Annotated in this window: 16 protein-coding genes and 3 tRNA genes; 8 read left to right on the top strand and 11 right to left on the bottom strand. The window is 68.4% G+C overall.

Annotation, left to right across the window (positions count from 1 at the left end; all coding sequences use genetic code 11):
• Positions 1-470 precede the first annotated feature (470 nt).
• Entirely contained in the window at positions 471-860 is a 390-nt protein-coding gene (locus HNR51_RS24285; protein ID WP_182556651.1) for a hypothetical protein, read from the top strand.
• Between the two features lie 534 nt (positions 861-1,394).
• On the opposite strand, the gene HNR51_RS24280 is transcribed toward HNR51_RS24285, so the two are convergent.
• The gene (locus HNR51_RS24280) at positions 1,395-2,585 is read right to left on the bottom strand and encodes a YihY/virulence factor BrkB family protein (protein ID WP_182556650.1); all 1,191 of its coding nucleotides are present in this window, start codon (positions 2,583-2,585) and stop codon (positions 1,395-1,397) included.
• Between the two features lie 236 nt (positions 2,586-2,821).
• Between HNR51_RS24280 and HNR51_RS24275 the strand changes: the two genes are divergently transcribed.
• Entirely contained in the window at positions 2,822-3,532 is a 711-nt protein-coding gene (locus tag HNR51_RS24275; protein ID WP_012454289.1) for a hypothetical protein, read from the top strand.
• 234 nt (positions 3,533-3,766) lie between these two features.
• Here HNR51_RS24275 and HNR51_RS24270 read toward each other — a convergent pair.
• From HNR51_RS24270 to HNR51_RS24260, 3 genes are all read right to left on the bottom strand, one after another.
• Positions 3,767-3,842, bottom strand: a tRNA-Ala gene (locus HNR51_RS24270).
• Between the two features lie 229 nt (positions 3,843-4,071).
• A complete protein-coding gene (locus HNR51_RS24265) occupies positions 4,072-4,866 on the bottom strand; it encodes an ABC transporter permease (protein ID WP_182556649.1) in 795 nt (264 codons plus the stop codon).
• Positions 4,867-4,933: 67 nt separating this feature from the next.
• On the bottom strand, positions 4,934-6,955 hold the full coding sequence (locus HNR51_RS24260; RefSeq protein WP_182556648.1) for an OPT family oligopeptide transporter: 2,022 nt from the start codon (positions 6,953-6,955) through the stop codon (positions 4,934-4,936).
• Positions 6,956-7,146: 191 nt separating this feature from the next.
• Here HNR51_RS24260 and HNR51_RS24255 point away from each other — a divergent pair, with 191 nt between their 5' ends.
• From HNR51_RS24255 to egtD, 4 genes are all read left to right on the top strand, one after another.
• Positions 7,147-7,743: a DUF1989 domain-containing protein gene (locus HNR51_RS24255; protein WP_012454274.1), complete on the top strand. Its 597-nt coding sequence runs from the start codon at positions 7,147-7,149 to the stop codon at positions 7,741-7,743.
• Between the two features lie 274 nt (positions 7,744-8,017).
• Positions 8,018-8,773: a guanitoxin biosynthesis heme-dependent pre-guanitoxin N-hydroxylase GntA gene (gene gntA / locus HNR51_RS24250; RefSeq protein WP_152277104.1), complete on the top strand. Its 756-nt coding sequence runs from the start codon at positions 8,018-8,020 to the stop codon at positions 8,771-8,773.
• A gap of 2 nt (positions 8,774-8,775) precedes the next feature.
• Positions 8,776-9,801: a methyltransferase gene (locus HNR51_RS24245; protein ID WP_182556647.1), complete on the top strand. Its 1,026-nt coding sequence runs from the start codon at positions 8,776-8,778 to the stop codon at positions 9,799-9,801.
• The gene (gene egtD, locus HNR51_RS24240) at positions 9,798-10,742 is read left to right on the top strand and encodes an L-histidine N(alpha)-methyltransferase (protein ID WP_182556646.1); all 945 of its coding nucleotides are present in this window, start codon (positions 9,798-9,800) and stop codon (positions 10,740-10,742) included. The genes HNR51_RS24245 and egtD overlap by 4 nt, the downstream gene beginning before the upstream one ends.
• 11 nt (positions 10,743-10,753) lie before the next feature.
• Here the strand turns inward: egtD and HNR51_RS24235 are convergent, their stop codons facing one another.
• Positions 10,754-11,926 carry a glycosyltransferase gene (locus tag HNR51_RS24235; RefSeq protein WP_301549804.1) on the bottom strand — a complete coding sequence of 391 codons (1,173 nt, stop codon included), beginning with the start codon at positions 11,924-11,926 and terminating at the stop codon, positions 10,754-10,756.
• 395 nt (positions 11,927-12,321) lie between these two features.
• Here HNR51_RS24235 and HNR51_RS24230 point away from each other — a divergent pair, with 395 nt between their 5' ends.
• The gene (locus HNR51_RS24230; protein ID WP_239681660.1) at positions 12,322-12,552 is read left to right on the top strand and encodes a hypothetical protein; all 231 of its coding nucleotides are present in this window, start codon (positions 12,322-12,324) and stop codon (positions 12,550-12,552) included.
• Positions 12,553-12,993: 441 nt separating this feature from the next.
• Here HNR51_RS24230 and HNR51_RS24225 read toward each other — a convergent pair.
• From HNR51_RS24225 to HNR51_RS24200, 6 genes are all read right to left on the bottom strand, one after another.
• Positions 12,994-13,069 (bottom strand) — tRNA-Val (locus tag HNR51_RS24225).
• Between the two features lie 134 nt (positions 13,070-13,203).
• On the bottom strand, positions 13,204-15,627 hold the full coding sequence (lon, locus tag HNR51_RS24220; protein ID WP_012454267.1) for an endopeptidase La: 2,424 nt from the start codon (positions 15,625-15,627) through the stop codon (positions 13,204-13,206).
• 266 nt (positions 15,628-15,893) lie between these two features.
• The gene (clpX, locus tag HNR51_RS24215; RefSeq protein WP_012454266.1) at positions 15,894-17,165 is read right to left on the bottom strand and encodes an ATP-dependent Clp protease ATP-binding subunit ClpX; all 1,272 of its coding nucleotides are present in this window, start codon (positions 17,163-17,165) and stop codon (positions 15,894-15,896) included.
• A gap of 245 nt (positions 17,166-17,410) precedes the next feature.
• The gene (locus tag HNR51_RS24210; protein ID WP_012454265.1) at positions 17,411-18,037 is read right to left on the bottom strand and encodes an ATP-dependent Clp protease proteolytic subunit; all 627 of its coding nucleotides are present in this window, start codon (positions 18,035-18,037) and stop codon (positions 17,411-17,413) included.
• A gap of 135 nt (positions 18,038-18,172) precedes the next feature.
• Positions 18,173-19,597: a trigger factor gene (gene tig / locus HNR51_RS24205; RefSeq protein WP_182556644.1), complete on the bottom strand. Its 1,425-nt coding sequence runs from the start codon at positions 19,595-19,597 to the stop codon at positions 18,173-18,175.
• Between the two features lie 111 nt (positions 19,598-19,708).
• Positions 19,709-19,793: transfer RNA gene (locus HNR51_RS24200), tRNA-Leu, on the bottom strand.
• Between the two features lie 165 nt (positions 19,794-19,958).
• On the opposite strand from HNR51_RS24200, the gene HNR51_RS24195 reads away from it, so the two are divergent.
• Entirely contained in the window at positions 19,959-21,398 is a 1,440-nt protein-coding gene (locus HNR51_RS24195) for a multicopper oxidase family protein (RefSeq protein ID WP_182556643.1), read from the top strand.
• Positions 21,399-21,419 lie beyond the last annotated feature (21 nt).

The following is a 21,419-nucleotide window of genomic DNA, read 5'->3' as shown; positions in this document are numbered from 1 at the left end:
CGAGGCGAGCCGATCCATAGAGCATTTTCGCCCTCTCCGAACATCGTTCCGGCGCCGGGAAATGCCGCAGGTCCCCGGTTCTCTCGCGATCGGCGAGGCCCGTACGATCGGCGCGATCGCCACGGCCGCGTCGGCCCCTCAATGGATCGAGCGGCAGAAAGCGCCACACGTCGCTCGCGACGGGCCTGCATGTGCGCTCGTGCACGAGCCAGATCTGCCATGCTGCAAGTGCGGAAACCCGTTGACGACATTGCGACTTTCGGCCTGCGCGCGGTGTCGCGGCAAGAAATTTCTCATGAAACACAGCTACCCTGAACTATATCGATGCTGCACTGCGACAAAACGGGTATTGTCTGCGAGATCAACAACCCCAGATCCTGTTAATCGAAGACGGTCCGCACCCAGACCCGACCGGAATACAGGTCAGGTCTTGTGAAGAGCGGCCCGCACAGTCAGACAAAGGATCGATCATGACGAACCGCACCAAGATCACCGCCGCTCTCACCATCGCTCTCGGTCTCGCCGCGACTCCGACCCTCGCTCAGGGCGTTCCGTCCGACAGCGCGAGCTACAATCGTGACGGCACCCTCAATGTCTGGGGCGCGCATATCGAGCCGGCTCGCGAGCGCGGCGGCCTCCTCGGCGGCGTCAGCAACGTGGTCGGCGGCGTGACCAACACGGCGGGTACCATCGTCGGCGGCCCGCTCGGCGCGGCCGGCACCATCGTCGGCGGCACGGTGAATGCGGCGGGCAACGTGGTCGGCGGCACCGTGGATGCCGCGGGCGACATCGTCACCGGCTCGGTCCGCCGCCCGGCGGGCTACACCGCCTATCAGGCCAACGGCCGCACGGCCTACTGAGCGCCGTCGATCATCATTCTGCGTTGAGTTGGGACGGCGGGGCGCGAGCCTCGCCGTTCTCGTTTGCGTGCTTCCGCCTACCCCGGGCAGCGACCGCCCGAGACGTTACGTTACGTTCGTCGCCGCGGATGCCGCGGCCGGCACGTCGGAGACCACCGGCCGCCTGATCCGCGATGCGCGTGGTGGGAGGACGACGATGACCCGCGGAGCGCGCCTGAGCGCCGCCGCGCTCGGCCTGAGGCCGGCCGGCGCCGCGACCTCCCCCCTCCCCTCCGGATAGGCCGCGGACGAGACGCTGACGATCCTGTCGGGGTCCGGCTTCCACCCGCACGGCACGAAGATCGACCGATCGACGGGCGCGGAACTGAAGGCGGGCGGCTTTGTCTTCCTCCCCAAAAAAAGATGCCGTACGCGCTCTGGACGACGCGCGCGCTAGCCGTCCTTCAGGTCAACGGCAACGGTCCATTCAGCGCGGATGATACCGATCCCGCCGAAACTTTGAGCAAGGCGAAGACCTGATGGAGTGGGCCGCCCTCAAGCGGCGGCCCCCACCGTGTCCGCCATGCGGGCATCCCGCGCGCCGAGCGGTTTCGGCGCGCCCACCGTCGTGTCCTTGGCGGTCTGGTGCTCGAGTTCGGCATTGAGCTGCGCCCCGAGCAGCACGATCGTGGTCGAGAGCCAGATCCAGGTCATGAAGCCAATGGCGGCGCCGAGCGAACCGTAGGTCTTGTCGTAACTGCCGAAATTCGAGACGTACCACGAGAACAGCAGCGAGCCGGCCAGCCACAGGAAGGCGGCGAACATGCCGCCCGGCGTCACCCAGCGCCAGCGCGGCGCGTCCCGGCTCGGGCCGTAGCGGTAGAGCACGGCGAGCATCAGGATGACGACGACAAAGAGGGCCGGCCAGCGCAGCAGCGCCAGCCACCACGCGTCGCTCGACAGCCCGAGGAACTGGATCGCCACCGGCACCGCGACGATACCGGCGAGTGCGATGACGATGAAGAGCAGCGCCCCCGCGGTGAAGGCCAGGGAGACGAGGTTGAGCTTGAAGAAGCCGCGCTGCTCGCGCTCGTTATAGACGAGGTTGAGCGCATCGAAGACGTGCTTCACACCGCCATTGGCGCTCCAGACCGAGAGCGCGATGCCGAACAGGGCCGTCAGACCCAGCGTCGTGTCACCCTTCTCCGTCAATCGCTTGACCTGCTCGGCGAGGATGTCGACGCCGCCGGAGGGAAGGATGCCGCGTAGGGACTCGATCTGCTGGTTGATGGTCGCGACGTCGGCCACGAGCCCGTAGACGGAGACCAAAGCCGCCACCGCAGGGAAGATCGCCAGGAGGACGAAGAAGGTCACGCCCGCCGAGACGAGGGTGAGGCGGTTCTCGCCGATATCCCGGTAAGTCCGCTTGAGGATGTCCTTCCATCCCTCCACCGGCACCTCGGTCGGCTTGTCGGCGGACCGGCCGCGATCATGCTCGGTCCGGGCGACGCGGTGAGCGTCGGCGCCTTCGTGGGAGGGCGATTCCTGGCGCGCCGCATCCGGCGCCGCAGTACCGCCCCGGCGCCCTTGATCGGCGGCGTGCTCCGCGGACGAAGCCGGCCGGCGCGGGAGAGCGACGATGCCGAGAAGGGCCGCCCCCAGAGCCATGGTCCACAGGGCCGGATAGCGGGCATCGCCGGTCGCGTCGGCGGCGGTGACGGGAGCGGCACGGTCGGGTGTAGGCATCGAAGGTTCGGCTCCGTCCGCCGCAAGATCGGCGGCGCTTCTCGGCAACTCTGCGTGCCGATCGCCGGTTCACACCGGCGTGAGCTTTCGCGCGTGGGCTTCTGCGCAGCAGCGTATTCGAACGGAGCGCTCTCCAAAAATCCACATTCTTGCCAAGTTTTCGCCGGAACCGTTAAGTTCGGGCAAGGTTTAAAGCGCATCGGTCGAACGCGACCGCCTCGCTTCAGGAGCCGTCGATGCGCTCGACCCTGCCCCGCTCCGGACGGCGCCTCGCGCTCGTCCTGGCCTCGTCCGCGCTTGTTCTCTCCACCGTCGTCGGCGTTCACGCCCAGGAGGGCGGCCTCGGCGGCCTGTTTCAGCAGCTCTTCTCGCCCCAGCAAGCCGCGCCCGCTCCCGTTGCTCCCGTAACGGTCTATGGCGGCGGCGAGGTGAACCAGCGCTACCGCTGGCGCCGCCACCGCAGCACGGCGGAACGGAGCCGGCCGAAGGTACGCTACGCCGCCCTGCCCAAGGCGGTCGCAGACCCAAAGACCGAAGGCGTGAGCGGCAAGCAGCCCGTGGACGCGAAGGCGATCGCAGCCAACCCGACGGCGGCGCTCCTGCGCGACGAGACCTTGCGCCCCGGCGACATCGTGGTGATGCCGAGCGGTCCGAAAGTGTTCACGGGGCGTGACGACCGCGGTCGCGGCGCCAAGGCGGCGCGGCACCGGATGAGCGACTTCGAGGATGTGAAGCACGCGCGCACGATCAGCGCGAAGACCCGCCGCCAGATCATGGCGATGATGCTGCCGCACGGCGCGATGCCCGCCGACGAGGCGCGGAAGGTTCTGGCCAAGGCCCGTCGCCTCGCGCCGCCGGAGGTGGTCGAGCCGCTGAACCGTCAAGCCCGCGCGGAAACCGGCCCGGCACCGGCCCGCATCATCAACCCGTGGCAGACGGCCCGGTGAAAGCGGGCGGACGCGAACAGCCCTCATCGGGCCGCGAAGGGACGATGAGCCGGCGGGAAGCCTGAGGACGAACGGCGAATCCGACCGTGCGGCTAGTGCCAGACGAGGGTCGCCGTTTCATGCATGCGAGGCAGGTTTTACGATCGAGCGATACGCTCGGCTCGAACGACATCGCACAAGGCACGGTCCAATACCGTGCCGGCGAAGATCGCTCTCGATTTTCTGAAGATATGATGGTGGAGCCTAACGGGATCGAACCGATGACCTCTTCCATGCCATGGAAGCGCTCTCCCAGCTGAGCTAAGGCCCCATCATTGTTGCCGTGACCGTCTCCGGTCTCTGGCGTCGCCGGCGGCGCTGAGTGCGTCGGCGATGAGCGGTTCTATAAGCGGAGGATTTGCGGGACTCAACCCCTTTTTGGAGGCTTGTCCGATTTTTTGAGCGGCCTCTCGATCCTCTCCGATCATCCGCCGGCCCGGCGCCCCACCCCGCTCGCTGAGTCGCCTGGGGTGCCCGCATTCAGCCTCGCCCGGATCCTGTCACTGCTGAGCCCGGACCACGTAGCGCTCCATGAGGAGCCCGACGGTGAGGCTGCCGAAGATCCAACCGAAGAGATAGAGGTAATCGACCTGTACGGGGATCGTCGGGTCGTAGCCGAGGCGAACCCACTCGATGAGCTGCGTGATCGGATTCCATTTCATATAATAGTAAATCTCATCCGGCATGTAGAATGCCATGAAATATACGCCACTTGTCAAATATACCGTCAGGGTCACGAGAATGTATCCGAGTGCCCACCCCGGGAACACCGAGCAAATCCCGACATTGATTGTGCCGATACCGATGCCGAGCCCGATTGCGGCGAGATAGCCGCTGATCGCCATCATCAGGTCGGCAGGAACGGGGTCGGAGCCGAAGCAAAGGAGGACGCCGCAAACCAGCATGACCCCCATGAAGCTGCTGACGATCTCGACGAGAACGCGTGCGACGACGGTGTCGAAGCGCTTCACCTGCGGAAAATACGTCAGGGGCTTGTGAACCAGATAACCCTTCATCACCTCGCGGGAAATGTACTGGAACGCGAGGGCGGGAAGCGCTCCCGAGGCGACGAACACCATCGTGTCGTCGCCCATCGGCGATCGGAGGCCGCGGAACTTCATGGCGCCGACGATGATGGCCAAGTGGGCGCAGGGCCAGAGAACCTGCACCAAGTAGCCCCAGTAGGTTCCGCCGAACCGGCTGCGCATGTCGCGCAGCATCAGGGCACTGAGGACGCGCAGGTAGACGTCGAGATAGCTCTGACGGCGAGGCAGGGATGAGGCGTGGGCGTTCATGGAATCCGTCGCAACGGGCGGTCGCGCCGTTAGGATCGCTGGAAATCGCGACGAAATCAGGGACGGGTCAGGCGCGGTCGCGGCGGCCGGCCTCGTCGGTGCGCGACGCGATGCGATAGAAGGCGGCCAGCACCAGCAGGAAGACGAGGAGGCCGAGCCACGGCCCTGCCCCGCCGAGCGCATCGGCCGCGAAGGCGAGGGAGGCGCTGCGGCCGCTCAGCGTGTCGGCGGCGGCGAGCAGCACGCCGACACCGCTCTCGCCGACGAGGAACCCCGACGCGAGCAACACACCACGGCGGCGTCCGCCGGCCTGGGCCGCATCGCCCTGCGCCCGCAGGCGGCTTTCGGCGAGCCGGCCCACGAGGCCGCCGAAGGCGATCGTCACCACGACCTCCAGCGGCAGGTACATGCCGATCCCGACGGTGAGCGCCGGAAATGAGCGGCCGCTCCGGCGCAGACGAGCCTCGAGCGCGACGAGGAGCGCCCCGAGGCCGGCGCCCACCGCCACCATCGACCAGGGCAACTCGCCGCGGACGATGCCGCCGGCGATCTGCGTCATGAGCGCGGCCTGCGGCGCCGGCAGGGCGGCAGCCTCGTCCATGCCCTCCCGCGGCAAGGCGCCGACGAAGCCGTAGGCGTTGTAGAGAAGATCGAGGAGCGGAGCGATCACCAGGGCGCCGACACCGACGCCGGCCGCCAGCGCCACCTGCTGGCGCCAGGGCGTGGCGTCGACGAGCTGACCGGTCTTGAGATCCTGCAGGTTGTCGTTGGCGATCGAGGCCGTGGTCACGACGATGGACGACAGGAGCAGGACGGCGGCGACGACGAAGCGCTCGCCCTCCGGCCCGGCGGACCGGCCGAGCAGCAGGGGCAGCAGCAGGGCCGCGAGCAGCGTCGTCAGGATGCCGATGCCGGAGATCGGGCTGGAGGACGAGCCGAGCAGGCCGGCGAGATAGCCGCAGGCCGCCGCCATCAGGAAGCCGAAGCCCACCGTGAACAGGGTGGCGGCGGCCACGAGCGCGAAGCGCAGGCCGCCGAGTTCCGCCTCCGCGCTGAAGTGGAAGAACAGCCATGCCAGCGGCAGCGCGAGCAGCAGCGAGGCGCCTGCGACCCATGTGATCGGCAGGTCGCGCTCCTGCCGAGGCAGTTGGCGCAGGGCATGCCCGCCCCCCTGCGCCGCACCGAAGGCGGAGCGGATGCTGCCGAGGATCGAGCGACCGAGGGAGGCCACGGTCCAGATCGCGCCGACGGCGATGATGCCCGCACCGATGAGGCGCACCTTCTCCGACCAGACCGCCCGCGCGGCCGCCTCCGCTCCCTCGGCGCCGGCCCCGCTGCCGAAAGCCGTGAGCAGCGGCACCGCGACGCCCCAGGCCAGGGCGACGCCCGTGAGCAGGGCGAGGCAGGCGCCAAGGCCGACGAGGTAGCCGACCCCGACGAGGGCCGGAGAAAACCCGGTGGCGAACCGGAACAGGGCCGGCCCCGCGGCCAGCGTGGTGTGGAGACCGTCGGCGAGGAGGCGGAAGCCGGTGGTGGCGAGCCCGATCGCTCCGCCCGCCCCCGCCGCGCCGAGCAGGATGCGCAGGCCGCCGCGGTCGCCCGCCGCGCCGGCGTGCAGCACCTCGGCCGCGGCGGTGCCCTCGGGATAGGGCAGCCCGGCGCCCATCACCAGGGCGCGCCGAAGCGGGATCGAGTAGACGAGGCCGATCAGGCCACCGATGAGGCAGACGGCGGTGGTCTGCCAGAAGGGAAACCCGTGCCAGTGGCCGATCAGCACGAGGCCCGGCAGCACGAGGATGACGTTGCACAGGGTGCCCGCCGCCGAGCCCTGCGTCTGGACGATGTTGTTCTCGAGAATGCCCGAGCCGCCGAACAGGCGCAGCAGCCCCATCGAGAGCATGGCCGCCGGGATCGAGGTCGAGAAGGTCACGCCGGTCTTCAGCCCCATATAGAGGTTGGCGGTCATGAAGACGACGGTGATCACCGCCCCGAGCAGGAGCCCGCGCAGGGTGATCTCGGCGGCATGCCGGGTCCCACCCCGATCCGCATCGGCGGGCATGGGGGAGCGTTCGTCGGTTCGTGCGTCCACGGGCAGGCGTCTCCGGTGCCGCCCCGCGGCTCGGGACGTCGCTATCGTTCGGGAACCTCACGGGCCCCTCGTCTGATCCCCCCTCGCGCCTTAGCTGCCGCCAAGCTCGGCCCGTCGATGGTTCATCGACGATCCAAAGACGGTCCGGCGCGACCCCGCGGGCCCTGCCCGCCCTGAGGAGAGAAAGACAGATGAGCCGACCGGTGCGTCACGAGATCCCGCCGCGCTCGGGGGCCGCCTTCACCCTCGACCGCGGACAGCGCCTCACGGTGATCGACCCCCAGGGCGAGCAGGTGGCCGACCTCGTCGCCTTCCGCCGGGACGACCTCGACGAGGTCATCTCCTCGGGCCGCACCATCGATTACGCGTCGCGCATCTTCCTGACGACGGGCGACCCGATCTACTCCAACCGCTCGAACGTGCTCCTGCGCATCGTCGAGGACACAGTGGGCCGCCACGACTTCCTGCTGACGCCCTGCTCGGCCGACACGTTCCGCATCATCTACGGCGACGAACATCCGCACCGGGGCTGCTTCGGCAACCTCGCCGCGGCACTTGCGCCCTACGGCATCCTGCCCGACCGCATCCCGGTCGCCTTCAACGTGTTCATGCACGTCACCGTCGATGGGCAGAGCGGCGAGATCGCGGTGCGCCCGCCGCTCAGCCGGGCCGGCGACCGGGTGAGCTTCGTGGCGGAGACCGACCTCGTCATCGGGCTGACGGCCTGCTCGGCGCTGCAGTCGAACAACTTCTCGTTCAAGCCGATCCATTACGAGATCGAATCTTGAGGTGATCCGGCAAGATCTTTTCGCAAGCGATTAAAACTCTGCGCCACGATGCCGCGGATCATCAAGACAATCCGCAGATGAGGTGTGCGGACTAGCCCTGGGGTTATCCCCAAGCCCCGCGGAACAATGGTCCGGAACCGAGGTTCCCCGCGCAGTTCACCTTCACTGAGGGCGGACGGACGGTGCGGTGTCCGGTCTCCCTCCCACGCTCTTCGCCGAACCGGGCCGGAAGGCCCGGTCGCGACGTTCGCTTGCCCGCTTCACACGAGGTGTCATGCTGCTGCCTACCGACGACACCGGTCATCCGCTCGCCGAGCGCTTCCGGCACTTCATCCGCCAGCAACCCTTCCCCTGCGTCGGCGCCAAATCCGCTCTCTCCCGTGGCCAGCTCAAGGTCCTCGTCGCCCGCGACATCGCCTCCGACGTCGACGACGCGCGGATCTACCCGGCGCTCCTGGCCTTCATCTGCCGCTACCGCGCCCGGCGCGACCAGTTCCAGAGCTTCGCCGTGGTGTTCGAAGACGCCCGTCCGCTCTCCGAGGAGGCTTTCGAGGCCGCCCTCTGGAAGCGGATGCAGTCGCTGTCCGACCGCGACAGCGGGCTCGGCCACCCCCAGGATTCGCGGGTCTCGGCCGATCCGGACGACCCGCATTTCTCGATGAGCCTCGGGGGCGAGGGCTTCTTCATCGTCGGGCTGCATCCCGGCGCGAGCCGCAAGGCGCGGCGCTTCGAGCACCCGGTGCTGGTGTTCAATCTGCACGACCAGTTCGAGCGCCTGCGGGCGGAGGGACGCTACGACCGGCTGCGCGACTCGATCGTCGAGCGGGACGTGGCCTGGGCCGGATCGGTCAACCCGATGCTCGCCCAGCACGGCGAGCGGTCCGCCGCCCGTCAGTTCAGCGGGCGGGCGGTGCCGGACGATTGGGTCTGCCCCTATCGCCGCCGGGAGGGAGCGACCGAGTGGGACGCGCAGCAGGTCGCGGCGGATCTGCGCTCGGGCGCGTTCCTCGCCGGACAGATGGAGGGCTGAGCATGACCATCGCCGACGTCCTGTCCCGCCCTGCTGCATCGTCCGAGACCGGCGCCCGCGACGGACGCGGCGAGGATGCGCTCCTCGCCTTGGCCCGGGCGGTGCGCGAGAGCGGCTACCGCTTCACCACGGTCACGCCCGCGACCCATGCCCGCGTCAATGCCCGACCCGAGAATGCCGTCGCGCGCTCGCTACGGGACGTGCTGGGCTGGAGCCGGCCGTTCCGCGAGGGCCTGATTCCGGCGGAGCTGACCGCGCTGATGGAGCGGGCGGGCGTGCTCGACCGCGCAGACGGGCCGGACGGTCCCCTGCTCAAGGCCCGGGTCCGTCTATCGAGCCTCGACGACGAACTGTTCCTGCACGCGGCCTACCCGCCGCTCGCGGCCGATTCCGTGTTCTTCGGCCCCGATACCATGCGCTACGCCGAGGCCGTTCTCGCTCATCTCGAAGAGCGGGCACGCAAGGGCCAGGCGGCCCCGCGGCGGGTCGTCGATATCGGCTGCGGCTCGGGCGCGACGGGCATCCTCGTTGCCAAGCGGCTGCCCGAGGCCGAGGTCGTCCTCGTCGACATCAACCCCGCGGCCCTGCGCGCAGCGCGCATCAATGCCCGGCTCGCGGGCGTACCGAACGTGCATCCGGTCCACAGCGACATGCTGCAGGGCGTGGAGGGCGCGTTCGACCTCATCGTCTCGAACCCGCCCTTCATGGTGGATGCCGGCGGGCGGGCCTACCGCAACGGCGGCGGGCCGCTCGGCGCCGGATTGTCTCTGAAGGTGGTCGAGGCGGCGGCCGAACGTCTGGCGCTTGGCGGGAGCCTCGTCCTGTTCACCGGCTCGGCCATCGTCGACGGCCATGACGGCTTCAAGGCCGAGGCGGAAGCGATCTGCGCAGGGGCCGGGCTCGACGTCGCCTATCGCGAGTTCGACCCGGACGAGTACGGCGAGGAACTCGACGATCCGGGCTATGCGGCGGCGGAGCGCATCGCGCTCGTCATCCTCACCGCGACGCGTCCGGCGGACGCGCGGTGAGCGGGCCGGAGGCGCCGGACGGGCGCGCCGAATTCCTGCGGGACGCGCTCGTCGGTCTCTCGGGCATGCCGAAGACCGTACCCGGCAAGTATCTTTGGGACGAGACCGGCTCCGACCTGTTCGACCGCATCTGCGCCCATCCCGACTACTATCCGACGAAACGCGAGATGGCGCTTCTGCCGCGGGTCGCATCCGAGGTCGCCGCCCTCGTCGGCCCCGGTGCCAGCGTCGTGGAGTTCGGCAGCGGCGCGAGCCGGAAGATCCGCACTCTGCTCGATGCGTTGGAGGCGCCCGCCGCCTATCTCGCCCTCGACATCTCCGGGGCCTATCTCGAGGCGGCGATCGCGCGGCTCGCTCCCGATTATCCGAATGTGGCGATGACGCCGGTCTGCGCCGACTACTCGAAGCCGGTCCGGCTGCCGCCGGGCGCCGCGCGACCGCCGATCCTCGGCTTCTTTCCGGGAACCAGCATCGGCAACTTTACCCCGGAACAGGCCGGCGGCTTCCTCGGACGGGCGCGAAAGACGCTGGGGCCGAGCCATTTCCTGGTCGGCGCCGACCCGACCCGGGACCCCGCGCGCCTGCGGCGCGCCTACGGCGAATCCGGGGGCCTGATGGCGGCTTTGCACCTCAACCTCATCGCGCGGATGAACCGGGAACTGGGCAGCGATTTCGATCCCGACAACTTCCACCACGAGGCGCGGCTCGCCGACGATCCGTTCCGGGTCGAGGCGCATCTCGTCGCGAACCGGGCCGCTTCCTATCGGCTCGGCGAGCGGACGATCCGCTTCGTCGACGGCGAGAGCATCCGCACCGACACCTCCCACAAATACGCGCCCGACCTGTTCCGCGCGCTGGCGGCCGCGCAGGGCTGGGAGCCGGTCCGCCTCTGGGTCGATGACGACAGCGGCTTCAGCCTGCACCTGTTCCGGGCGCCATAGACTCGTGCGCCTCAAGCCCGGGCCGGCGCGTCGGCGAGATAGGTGAGGAGCGCGAGCCAAGTCGGCAGGCAGTGCCGCCGGCGGTCGTAGCGGTCGATCACCGTGCGCCGGGCCGCCTCCCGCAGGGGCCGCGACCGCTCCGGCGCGCGGCAGGCGGTGATGAGCGCTTCCGCCAGCGCGTCGGCGTCGAAGAAGTCGCGGATGATCCCGTTCACGCCGTCGCGCACCACCTCCCGGACCGGGGCGGTGTCCGAGGCGATCACGAGGCATTCGCAGGCCATCGCCTTCAGGAACACCCGCGAGAGCGAGAACGGATAGGTGTAGGCGACGTGGGCCGTGGCCACCGAGAGGGCGGCCAGCATCTCCGCATGCGTGAGGCGGTTCAGGAAATGAAGGCGCCCGAGATCGAGCCGCCCGTCCAGCTCGGACAGCAGGCGCTGCTTCCACGTCTGAGGCTGTGATCCCTTCGGGGCGGCATCGCGACGCCCGTCGGCTCCGACGATCAGGATCTCGGCCTGGGGCACCTCCTCCAGCAGGCGCGGGAGGGCGCGCATGAAGGTCGGGAAACCGCGCAAGGGCTCCAGTTGCCGGGCGATGAAGGTGATGACCGGCCGCGCCTTGGTCAGCACGCGCCCGCTCGGCAAGCGCAGGGCCGCCTCGGGGTCGTAGCGGACCTCGTCCGTATCGATGCCCTCGTGAATCACGCTGGCCTGCGCCCGCAAGCCGGACGGCAGGAGGCCACGCTGGAACTCGGTCGGGCATACGAGCCGCTCGGCCTCGGCATAGACCATCGCGAGAGCCGCGTTCCCGGCGCGGTCGCGCAGACGGTCCTCCAGGTTGGGCGGTCGGGTCCATTCGGGATCGAACCCCAGTGCATCCCCCTCCGCCCGGTAATACGGGGCGTAGGCGAGCCGCCGCGCCCTCGGAAAAACCTGGTTGAGCAGCAGCGTCTCGCCGCGCCCCGGATGGCCGACGATGACGGCCGGATCGAAGCCGTGCTTGCGCAGGTCGAGCGCGCAGCGCAGGGCGGCGGTGGCGTTGATGAAGGCCGTCTCCGTGGGGCGGGCGAGCGGATACAGACCGGGCGTCACCTTGCGCCCTGGACGCCAATGCAGGATCGGCAGGCCGGGCAATCCCGGGGCCCCCTCCGCTGCGATGGCCGCACACCGATGCCCCCGACCCATCAGCGCTTCGGCGAGAAAGCCGAAAGGCCCTGGAAAGTGGCTGTGAACGAAGAGAAAATCCGCCATTCCGGCGCGCCGGCCCCCGAGTGCCCTTGTCGTTGCCGCTCGGCGGGCGCGTACGCGCCTGACAGGGCATTAGGGGTTGAGCGGCTCAGCATGGGCGGTTCATCCGCAGAGATCCTTCGGCGGCGCAAAAAGTCGCGCCCACAGGTCGCCTCCGATGATCGAACGATCGGCTTCACGACGTTGCCGAACCGGATGCGGCGTTGCGGCAGAGCCTCGGTTGCAGGGCAAAACTCGATTGCGCGAAATTTGGGACGTACGGTCAATTCGGCAGGGCGATCTGCCGTTAGCTTGCTCGGCCCATCAGCCGGATTCCGCTGCGGAACATGACCATGCATGGACGAGAGACCCTCCAGTACGGGCGCCCCCTGCGCAGCCGGCAGGATGCGTGGATCTATCGCCGCTCGACGCGGCTCGTCCCCCTGCTGCTTCGTGCGCGGACGAAGACCGGACGGGCGAGTGCCCCTTTGGCTCCGCTCAGCGACAACGACAATGCGGCCGGGCAGGACACGCCGGACCGGACCGAGCGGCGCGGCTGGGAACCAGCCCTCGCTTCGCGATAAGACCTCAGCATCATGAGGCCCTTGCTTGGCCCCTCAGCGCCTTCCCCGGCGCGTCTTCGCCCAGGATGCGAACAGGTAGCCGACGCCGCTCAGACCGAGGATCCCGGCGATGATGCCGAGCCAGATCAGTCCACCTTCCATGTCGTCCTCCCCACAGGCCTGAACGGAGAACGCGACCGGGCGCTTCCGTTTCAGTTCTCCGCGAAGGCGATGGAAGAAGGAGGGGCACAGTTCGGCATCGAAGCCGATGCCGAGTGCCGGATGGCAAACCCACCGGCCACCGGAGGCTGACCTATCCCGGCGCGTTGCACCGCGCGCACGGTCTCGAGGGCGCGTTCCACCTGCCGTCACAAGTCAGCACAAGACAAGCAAGGCTCCGGCACCGAGCCCGGCTTCAGGGTGCAGCGCGACGGAAGCGACGCGCGCAGGGCTTGATCCGATTGGTGGGCGGTGAGGGACTCGAACCCCCGACCCTCTCCGTGTAAAGGAGACGCTCTACCAACTGAGCTAACCGCCCGATCCAGCGCCGCGCAGCGTTACGGAAGCCAGCGCGGCTGCGCAAGGTCGCGCCCCGCTCTCCCCTCCCCTCGGACACGAAAAAAGCCCCCGGAGCGAGGCTCCGGGGGCTTCGTCATGCGGTGAACCGCAGGTTTAGTGGGCGATGACCGCAGCGCCGTCCTCGTCGCGCTTCGGCGTCTTGGCGGGCAGCGGCTCGTCCCACTCGATGGGCTCGGGCTGACGCACGAGGGCGTGCTGAAGCACCTGATCCATCCGGGAGACGGGCACGATCTCGAGACCGTTCTTCACGCTGTCGGGCACCTCGGCGATGTCCTTGGCGTTCTCCTCCGGGATCAGCACCGTCTTGATGCCGCCGCGGAGTGCGGCGAGCAGCTTCTCCTTCAGGCCGCCGATCGGCAGGACGCGACCGCGCAGGGTCACCTCGCCGGTCATGGCCACATCGCGGCGCACCGGGATGCCGGTCAGCGTCGAGATGATGGCGGTGGCCATGGCGATGCCGGCCGACGGACCATCCTTCGGGGTCGCCCCCTCCGGAACGTGGACGTGGATGTCCCGACGCTCGAACAGCGGCGGCTCGATGCCGAAGTCGATGGCCCGCGAGCGGACGTAGCTGGCCGCCGCCGAGATCGACTCCTTCATCACGTCGCGCAGGTTGCCCGTGACCGTCATCTTGCCCTTACCGGGCATCATGACGCCCTCGATCGTCAGCAACTCGCCGCCGACCTCGGTCCAGGCCAGACCCGTGACGACGCCGACCTGATCGTCCGCGTCGATCTCGCCGTAGCGGAACTTCGGCGGTCCGAGGAATTCCGGCAGCGTCTCGGGGTTGGCCTCGACCTGCTTCACCTTGGTGATCAGGATCTCCTTCACCGCCTTGCGGATCAGGTTGGAGATCTCGCGCTCCAGGTTACGGACGCCCGCCTCCCGCGTGTAGCGGCGGATGAGCATCATCAGGCCGTCGTCGGTGATAGACCACTCGTCGGCGCTGAGCCCGTGCTTCTTGACCGCTTCGGGGATCAGGTGGCGACGCGCGATCTCCAGCTTCTCCTCTTCGGTGTAACCGGCGATACGGATCACCTCCATGCGGTCCATGAGCGGGCCGGGGATATTGAGCGTATTCGCGGTCGTCACGAACATCACGTTCGACAGGTCGTAATCGACCTCGAGGTAATGGTCGTTGAAGGTCGCGTTCTGCTCCGGATCCAGAACCTCGAGGAGGGCCGCCGACGGATCACCGCGGAAGTCCATGCCCATTTTGTCGATCTCGTCGAGCAGGATGAGCGGGTTCGAGGTCTTGGCCTTGCGCATCGACTGGACGATCTTGCCGGGCATCGAGCCGATATAGGTCCGGCGGTGACCGCGGATCTCGGCCTCGTCACGCACGCCGCCGAGCGACATCCGGACGAATTCGCGGCCCGTGGCCTTGGCGATCGACTTGCCGAGCGAGGTCTTGCCGACGCCGGGAGGACCGACGAGGCAGAGGATCGGGCCGGTGAGCTTGTTCGCCCGCTGCTGCACGGCGAGGTACTCGACGATCCGGTCCTTGACCTTGTCGAGGCCGAAGTGATCCGAGTCGAGGATCTGCTGGGCACCGAGCAGGTCCTTCTTGATTTTGGAGCGCTTGCCCCACGGGATGCCGAGCATCCAGTCGAGGTAGTTGCGCACGACCGTGGCCTCGGCCGACATCGGCGACATCTGACGCAGCTTCTTCAGCTCGGCGGTGGCCTTCTCGCGGGCCTCCTTCGTCAGCTTGGTCTTCTCGATCTTCTCTTCCAGCTCGGCCAGCTCGTCGCGGCCGTCCTCGGAGTCGCCCAGCTCCTTCTGGATCGCCTTCATCTGCTCGTTGAGGTAGTACTCGCGCTGGGTCTTCTCCATCTGCCGCTTGACGCGGGTCCGGATGCGCTTCTCCACCTGCAGCACGGAGATCTCGCTCTCCATCAGCGACAGCACGCGCTCCAGGCGCTGCGCCACCGTGGGGATCTCGAGGATCGCCTGCTTGTCGGCGATCTTGACCGCGAGGTGCGAGCCGACGGTGTCGGCGAGCTTGGAGGGCTCGTCGATCTGCGTGACGGCGGAGACGACCTCGGGCGAGATCTTCTTGTTGAGCTTCACGTAGTTCTCGAACTCGGAGATCACCGAGCGGGCGAGCGCCTCGGCCTCGACGCGGTCGCCGAGATCGTCGTCGAGCGTGAGGGCACGCGCCTCGTAATACTCGTCCGAGCGGACGAAAGACTCGATCTGCGCGCGGCCGGCACCCTCGACCAGCACCTTCACGGTGCCGTCGGGCAGCTTCAGGAGCTGGAGCACGGAAGCGAGCGTACCGATCGTGTAGATCGCATCGGTGGCCGGATCGTCGTCGCTGGCATTGATCTGGGTCGCGAGCAGGATGTGCCGGTCCGAACGCACCGCCTCCTCAAGCGCGCGGATCGACTTCTCGCGACCCACGAACAGGGGCACGATCATATGCGGAAACACGACGATGTCGCGCAGCGGCAGGACGGCGTAGGAGCCCGTCGAACCGGGAACGACCGGCTGGCGCGATTTCGACTGGGTCATGGGTTCTTCCCTTATGTGTTGACGCCGGGCATTCGCTCCTCAACGAGAGCAAGCATCCTGCCAGGTGCCGACCGGGCCGCGAAGGGTCGGAAGCGGATAATCAGTTTGCGGCTGGTGGCGCAGGCCCGACCTTTCGGGGGAGTGAAGCGTAGGGCCTAGCGTTGAGCCTGAAGTGGTCGTTGCGGGGGGCGCTTTCAAGCGCGTTCCTCCCCCGGAACGAGAAAGGGCCGCCGGCTCATTACCGGGCGGCCCTCAAGGTCTGCCGATCAGGCGCTGACGCTGGCCGGTGCGTCCTTGTTGCGGTCGCCGTGGATGAAGAGCGGCTTCGACTTGCCGTCCACCACCTCGGGTCCGATGACCACCTGCTCGACCGAGTCGAGGCCCGGCAGGTCGTACATCGTGTCGAGGAGGATGGTCTCCAGGATCGACCGCAGGCCGCGGGCGCCGGTCTTGCGCTCGATGGCCTTGCGGGCGACGAGGCCGAGCGCCTCGTCCTGGAACGTCAGCTCGACGTTCTCCATCTCGAACAGCCGCTGGTACTGCTTGACCAGGGCGTTCTTCGGCTCCTGCAGGATCTTCTTGAGGGCTTCCTCGTCGAGATCCTCCAGCGTGGCGAGAACCGGAAGACGGCCGACGAATTCGGGGATGAGGCCGAACTTCAGCAGATCCTCGGGCTCCACCGAGCGGAAGACTTCACCGGTGCGGCGGTCGTCCGGCGCCTGCACGCTGGCGCCGAAGCCGATCGAGGTGCCCTTGCCGCGCTGGGAGATGATGCGCTCCAGCCCGGCGAAGGCGCCGCCGCAGATGAACAGGATGTTCGTGGTGTCGACCTGCAGGAACTCCTGCTGCGGGTGCTTGCGGCCGCCCTGCGGAGGCACGGAGGCGACGGTGCCCTCCATGATCTTCAGGAGCGCCTGCTGCACGCCCTCGCCCGAGACGTCGCGGGTGATCGAGGGGTTGTCCGACTTGCGGGAGATCTTGTCGATCTCGTCGATGTAGACGATGCCGCGCTGCGCCCGCTCGACGTTGTAGTCGGAGGCCTGGAGCAGCTTGAGGATGATGTTCTCGACGTCCTCGCCGACATAGCCGGCCTCGGTCAGCGTCGTCGCGTCCGCCATGGTGAAGGGCACGTCGAGGATGCGGGCGAGCGTCTGCGCGAGCAGCGTCTTGCCCGAGCCCGTCGGCCCGATCAGCATGATGTTGGACTTGGCGAGCTCGACGTCGTTGTGCTTCGTCGCGTGGGCGAGCCGCTTGTAATGGTTGTGCACGGCCACCGAGAGAACCTTCTTGGCGAAGTCCTGCCCGATGACGTAGTCGTCGAGGACCCGCCGGATCTCCTTCGGGGTCGGCACCCCGTCGCGGGACTTCACCAGCGAGGACTTCGATTCCTCGCGGATGATGTCCATGCACAGCTCGACGCACTCGTCGCAGATGAACACCGTCGGGCCCGCAATCAGCTTGCGAACCTCGTGCTGGCTCTTGCCGCAGAACGAGCAGTACAGCGTGCTCTTCGAGTCGTTGCCGCCTGTCTTGCTCATGTCGGTCTCCGGTTCGCGGGCGCGGCCCCAGCCAGGAGGGCACGCGCTTCGATCATACGATGTAAGCGCATCCGCCTAAAGAAACAGTCACACCGGGCGGATGCGTCGGGATTGAGGCGCTCGAAGCCCGATGCAATCATGCAGCCGGCTCGGGATCAACCGGGCAGCGCATCGGGACGGGCGCCCAAAAGACGCATGACCCGACATGGTCGGGATAGCGTGCCTCGGGCGCCTCAGGTTCCCCGTCAGGCGGCGGCCGGCTCGGGGCGCTTGTGCAGGATGTCGTCGATCAGGCCGAACTCCTTGGCCGCGTCGGCGGTCATGAAGTTGTCGCGCTCGAGCGCCTGATGGATCGTCTCGTAGTCGCGGCCCGTGTGCTTCACGTAGATCTCGTTCAGGCGCTTCTTCAGCGCCTCGATCTCGCGGGCATGGATCAGGATGTCGGTCGCCTGGCCCTGGAAGCCGCCGGAGGGTTGGTGGACCATGATCCGGGCGTTCGGCAGGGCGAAGCGGTGCCCGGCCTCGCCGGCGGCCAGCAGGAGCGAGCCCATCGAGGCGGCCTGGCCGACGCAGAGCGTCGTCACGGGGCAGCGGATGAACTGCATCGTGTCGTAGATCGACAGGCCCGAGGTCACCACGCCGCCGGGCGAGTTGATGTAGAAGGAGATTTCCTTCTTCGGGTTCTCCGCCTCGAGGAACAGGAGCTGGGCGACGATCAGCGACGCGCCCTGGTCCTCGACGGGGCCGGTGAGAAAGATGATCCGCTCGCGCAGGAGCCGGGAGTAGATGTCGAAGGCGCGCTCGCCGCGGCTCGACTGCTCGACCACCATGGGCACGAGCGAGTTGTGGAAGTAGTCGACCGGATCTCTCATATCAGCCCTCGGCTCCGGAGACCGGCCCCGGAGCGAATCGCCCGGGGCCGGTTGGTTACAGCGAACATGGCGCGCGTTAACGCCGCCTGATCTCTCTCGAGACCGCCGCCCGCCGCGGAGCCGGAGGGTCGACGATCAGCCGGCAGCCTTGTCGGCCGCCGCCTCGTTGCTGGACTCGCTCGGCTTCCCGTCCGTCGAAGCCGCGTCGGCTTCGTCGTCTTCGGCGAAGAGCGCCTCCTTGGAGACGGGTTCCTCGACGACCTGGACCTGACCGAGGACATGGTCGACGACCTTCTCCTCGAACAGCGGCGCGCGAAGCTCGGCGAGCGCCTGCGGATTGTTGCGGTAGAAGTCGTAGACCTGCTTCTCCTGACCCGGGAACTGCCGGATCCGAGCGAACAGGGCCTGGTTGACCTCGTCATCCGAGACCTTGATATCGGCCGTCTCGCCGACTTGCGCAAGCACCAGGCCGAGGCGGACGCGCCGCTCGGCGATCTTGCGGTACTCCGCCTGCGAGGCCTCCTCGGTGGTGCCCTCGTCCTCGAAGGTCTTGCCGCGGTTCTTCAGGTCCTGCTCGACCTGCGCCCACACGGCGGCGAACTCCTGGTGGACGAGGCTCGGGGGCAGGTCGAAGGCGTACTTGCCGTCGAGCGCGTCGAGCAGCTCCTTCTTGAGCTTGCGCCGGGACTGCGCCTCGTAATCGGCGCCGACGGCCTTGGAGACGGCCTCCTTGAGCTTCTCCAGGTCGTCCATGCCGAAGCGCTTGGCGAGCTCGTCGTCGATCTTGGTCTCGCCGGGGGCGGCCACCGCCTTCACGGTGACGTCGAACTCGGCGTCCTTACCGGCGAGCTGCTCGGCCTGGTAATCGGCCGGGAACGCCACCTTCACAAGGCGCGCGTCGCCGACCTTCACGCCGACGAGCTGGTCCTCGAAGCCGGGGATGAAGGTGTTGGAGCCGAGCTCCAGATCCACATCCTCGCCCTTGCCGCCGTCGAATTCGGTGCCGTCGATGCGGCCGACGAAGTCGATGGTGACGCGGTCGCCGGACTGCGCCTCGGCGCCCTCCTCGCGGGGCTCGAAGGAGCGGCTGTCCTTGGCCATGCGCTCGAGGGTCTCGTTGACCTCCTCGTCGGAGGGCTTGAGCACGAGTTTCTTGATCGAGACGTCGGAGAGGTCGGCGAGCTCGAAGCTCGGCAGCACCTCGAGCTTCACCTTGAAGGCGAGGTCGCCCTTGGCGTCGAGGGCGCGCTCGATGATCGTCTGTTCCTCGTCCTTCGGGAACTCGATCTGCGGCTCCAGCGCGAGGCGCAGGCCCTTGTCGGAGACGATCTGCTGGTTGGCCTCGTTGACGGCGTTCTGCAGCACGTCGGCCATCACCGACTTGCCATAGACCTTGCGCAGATGCGCCACCGGCACCTTGCCGGGGCGGAAGCCCTTGATCTGGACCTTGCCCTTGATGTTCGAGAGCTCGGTGTTGAGGCGATCCTCAAGCTCGTTGGCGGGGAGGAGCACCTGAAACTCGCGCTTCAGCCCCTCGGAGGTCGTCTCGGTCACCTGCATCGTCGTTCGTCCGCTTTTCTAAAACCGCATCTCGTCTTCGCGTGCCGATGCGCCATGGGAGAGGCCCTGGCGGGAACCGATTCGGTCCCGGCGCCGACCCCGATACGGACTTGGTGCGGGCGGAGGGGCTCGAACCCCCACGTCTTGCGACACTGGAACCTAAATCCAGCGCGTCTACCAGTTCCGCCACGCCCGCGAGCGCCATCGACACGGGCTCGGGATTCCGAGCCGTCGAAGCGCGCGTCTATAGCACGCGCGCCCAAAGCCGCAGCAAAAAACTTACGGAGGGTTCTGCGCGGTGGCGGGGCGGGCGCGGCCTGTCTACAACGCGGGCCCCATCAGTAGGACGACGCAAGCCGCCATGCGAAAGCCCGACCCGACGGCCCAGCCCGAGCCGGGATCCTTCTCGCGGCGCGACCTGCTCGCCGCCAGCGCCGCGCTCGCCCTGTTGCCGCGCGCCGCCGCGGCGCAGGCCCCCGCCGCGAAGGCCGCGGCGCCGGAGCCGACACCGCTCAAAGCCGCGCCGGCCAAGCTCCGGCTGAAGCCCGAGCCCGCCCCCGAGACGGCGGTCTGGCGGCTCGGCGAGGAGGCGGCGCCGATCCTGCGGATCAAGCTCGGCGAGCCTGTGCGCCTGCGGGTCGAGAACGGGACCGACAAGCCGCTCTCGCTGCACTGGCACGGGGTGCGCAACCGCAACGCCATGGACGGCGTCGGTGGGGTCACCCAGGCGCCGATCGGGCCGGGCGAAGGCTTCACCTACGAGTTCACGCCGCCCGATGCCGGCAGCTTCCTGATCCGTCCCCTCGTGGTCGGCGGGTCGAGCGAGCCGTCGGGCCGCGGCCTCGCCGGCATGCTGATCGTCGAGGAGACCGCGCCGCCCGCCGTCGATCGAGACATCGCGCTGCTGCTGCAGGACTGGCGCCTCGACGAGGCGGGTGCGCTCCAGCCCTTCGGGCAGGTCGCCTTCGCCGCGGCGGCCGGCCGGCTCGGGAGCGTGGTGACGCTCAACGGACAGCCGATCCCCCTCGACCTGCAGGCGCGGCCCGGCAGCCGCCTGCGCCTGCGGCTCGCCAATGCCTGCAACGCGCGCAGCCTGCGCATCCGCTTCGACGGGCTGAAGGCCTATGTCGCGGCGGTGGACGGGCAGCCGACCGACACCTTCGAGCCGCTGAAGGCGACGCTCCCCTTCGCGCCGGGCACGCGCTACGACCTGCTCCTCGACCTTCCCCCGCAGGCCGGACCGGCCGGCGCGATCACCGCGCTGATCGGTCAGGGCCTTCCGCTGGCGACCCTGAACGCATCCGGCGAGCCTCTGGCGCAGACGGGCCGCGCGGCGATCGGATCGATCCCCGAGAACAAGCGCCTGCCCGCCGAGATCCGCCTGCAGAGCGCGCTGCGCCGCGAGCTCGTGCTGACCGGCGGCGTGCGCCCCGACAAGACTAAGCCCGGCGCCGAGACGCCCTACCAGGGCGATCCGACACGCGTCTGGCAGATCAACGGTGCGAGCGGGACGGCGGGCACGGCGCCCCTGTTCTCGGTGAAGCGGGGGCAGGTCGTGGTGCTGGCGATCCGCAACGACACCGGCTTCATCCAGAGCCTGCACCTGCACGGCCACGTCTTCCGCCTGCTGCACCAGCTCGACGACGGCTGGGAGCCCTACTGGCTCGACACCGTGCAGATTCCGGAGGGGCGCAGCGCCCAGATCGCCTTCGTCGCCGACAATCCCGGCCGCTGGCTCCTGAGCGCGACCGTGCTGGAGCGGTTCGATACCGGGCTGTGGACGAGTTTCGAGGTGACGTGACGGCCGGCCGCGGCGGCCCCT

The organism is Methylorubrum thiocyanatum (genome assembly GCA_014138645.1).
In the GTDB taxonomy this organism is placed as follows: Bacteria; Pseudomonadota; Alphaproteobacteria; order Rhizobiales; family Beijerinckiaceae; genus Methylobacterium; species Methylobacterium thiocyanatum.
The sequence above is the reverse complement of the archived record's forward strand: the minus strand, read 5'-3'. Positions and strand labels throughout refer to the sequence as shown.

Coding starts and splice junctions, on each gene's coding strand:
- HNR51_RS24245 (WP_182556647.1), top strand. CDS start 8,776: ATGACCATCGCCGACGTCCTGTCCCGCCCTGCTGCATCGTCCGAGACC.
- lon (WP_012454267.1), bottom strand. CDS start 15,627: ATGACCCAGTCGAAATCGCGCCAGCCGGTCGTTCCCGGTTCGACGGGC.
- HNR51_RS24275 (WP_012454289.1), top strand. CDS start 2,822: ATGCGCTCGACCCTGCCCCGCTCCGGACGGCGCCTCGCGCTCGTCCTG.
- gntA (WP_152277104.1), top strand. CDS start 8,018: ATGCTGCTGCCTACCGACGACACCGGTCATCCGCTCGCCGAGCGCTTC.
- HNR51_RS24235 (WP_301549804.1), bottom strand. CDS start 11,926: ATGGGTCGGGGGCATCGGTGTGCGGCCATCGCAGCGGAGGGGGCCCCG.
- HNR51_RS24255 (WP_012454274.1), top strand. CDS start 7,147: ATGAGCCGACCGGTGCGTCACGAGATCCCGCCGCGCTCGGGGGCCGCC.
- tig (WP_182556644.1), bottom strand. CDS start 19,597: ATGCAGGTGACCGAGACGACCTCCGAGGGGCTGAAGCGCGAGTTTCAG.
- HNR51_RS24210 (WP_012454265.1), bottom strand. CDS start 18,037: ATGAGAGATCCGGTCGACTACTTCCACAACTCGCTCGTGCCCATGGTG.
- HNR51_RS24265 (WP_182556649.1), bottom strand. CDS start 4,866: ATGAACGCCCACGCCTCATCCCTGCCTCGCCGTCAGAGCTATCTCGAC.
- clpX (WP_012454266.1), bottom strand. CDS start 17,165: ATGAGCAAGACAGGCGGCAACGACTCGAAGAGCACGCTGTACTGCTCG.
- HNR51_RS24280 (WP_182556650.1), bottom strand. CDS start 2,585: ATGCCTACACCCGACCGTGCCGCTCCCGTCACCGCCGCCGACGCGACC.
- HNR51_RS24195 (WP_182556643.1), top strand. CDS start 19,959: ATGCGAAAGCCCGACCCGACGGCCCAGCCCGAGCCGGGATCCTTCTCG.
- HNR51_RS24230 (WP_239681660.1), top strand. CDS start 12,322: ATGCATGGACGAGAGACCCTCCAGTACGGGCGCCCCCTGCGCAGCCGG.
- HNR51_RS24285 (WP_182556651.1), top strand. CDS start 471: ATGACGAACCGCACCAAGATCACCGCCGCTCTCACCATCGCTCTCGGT.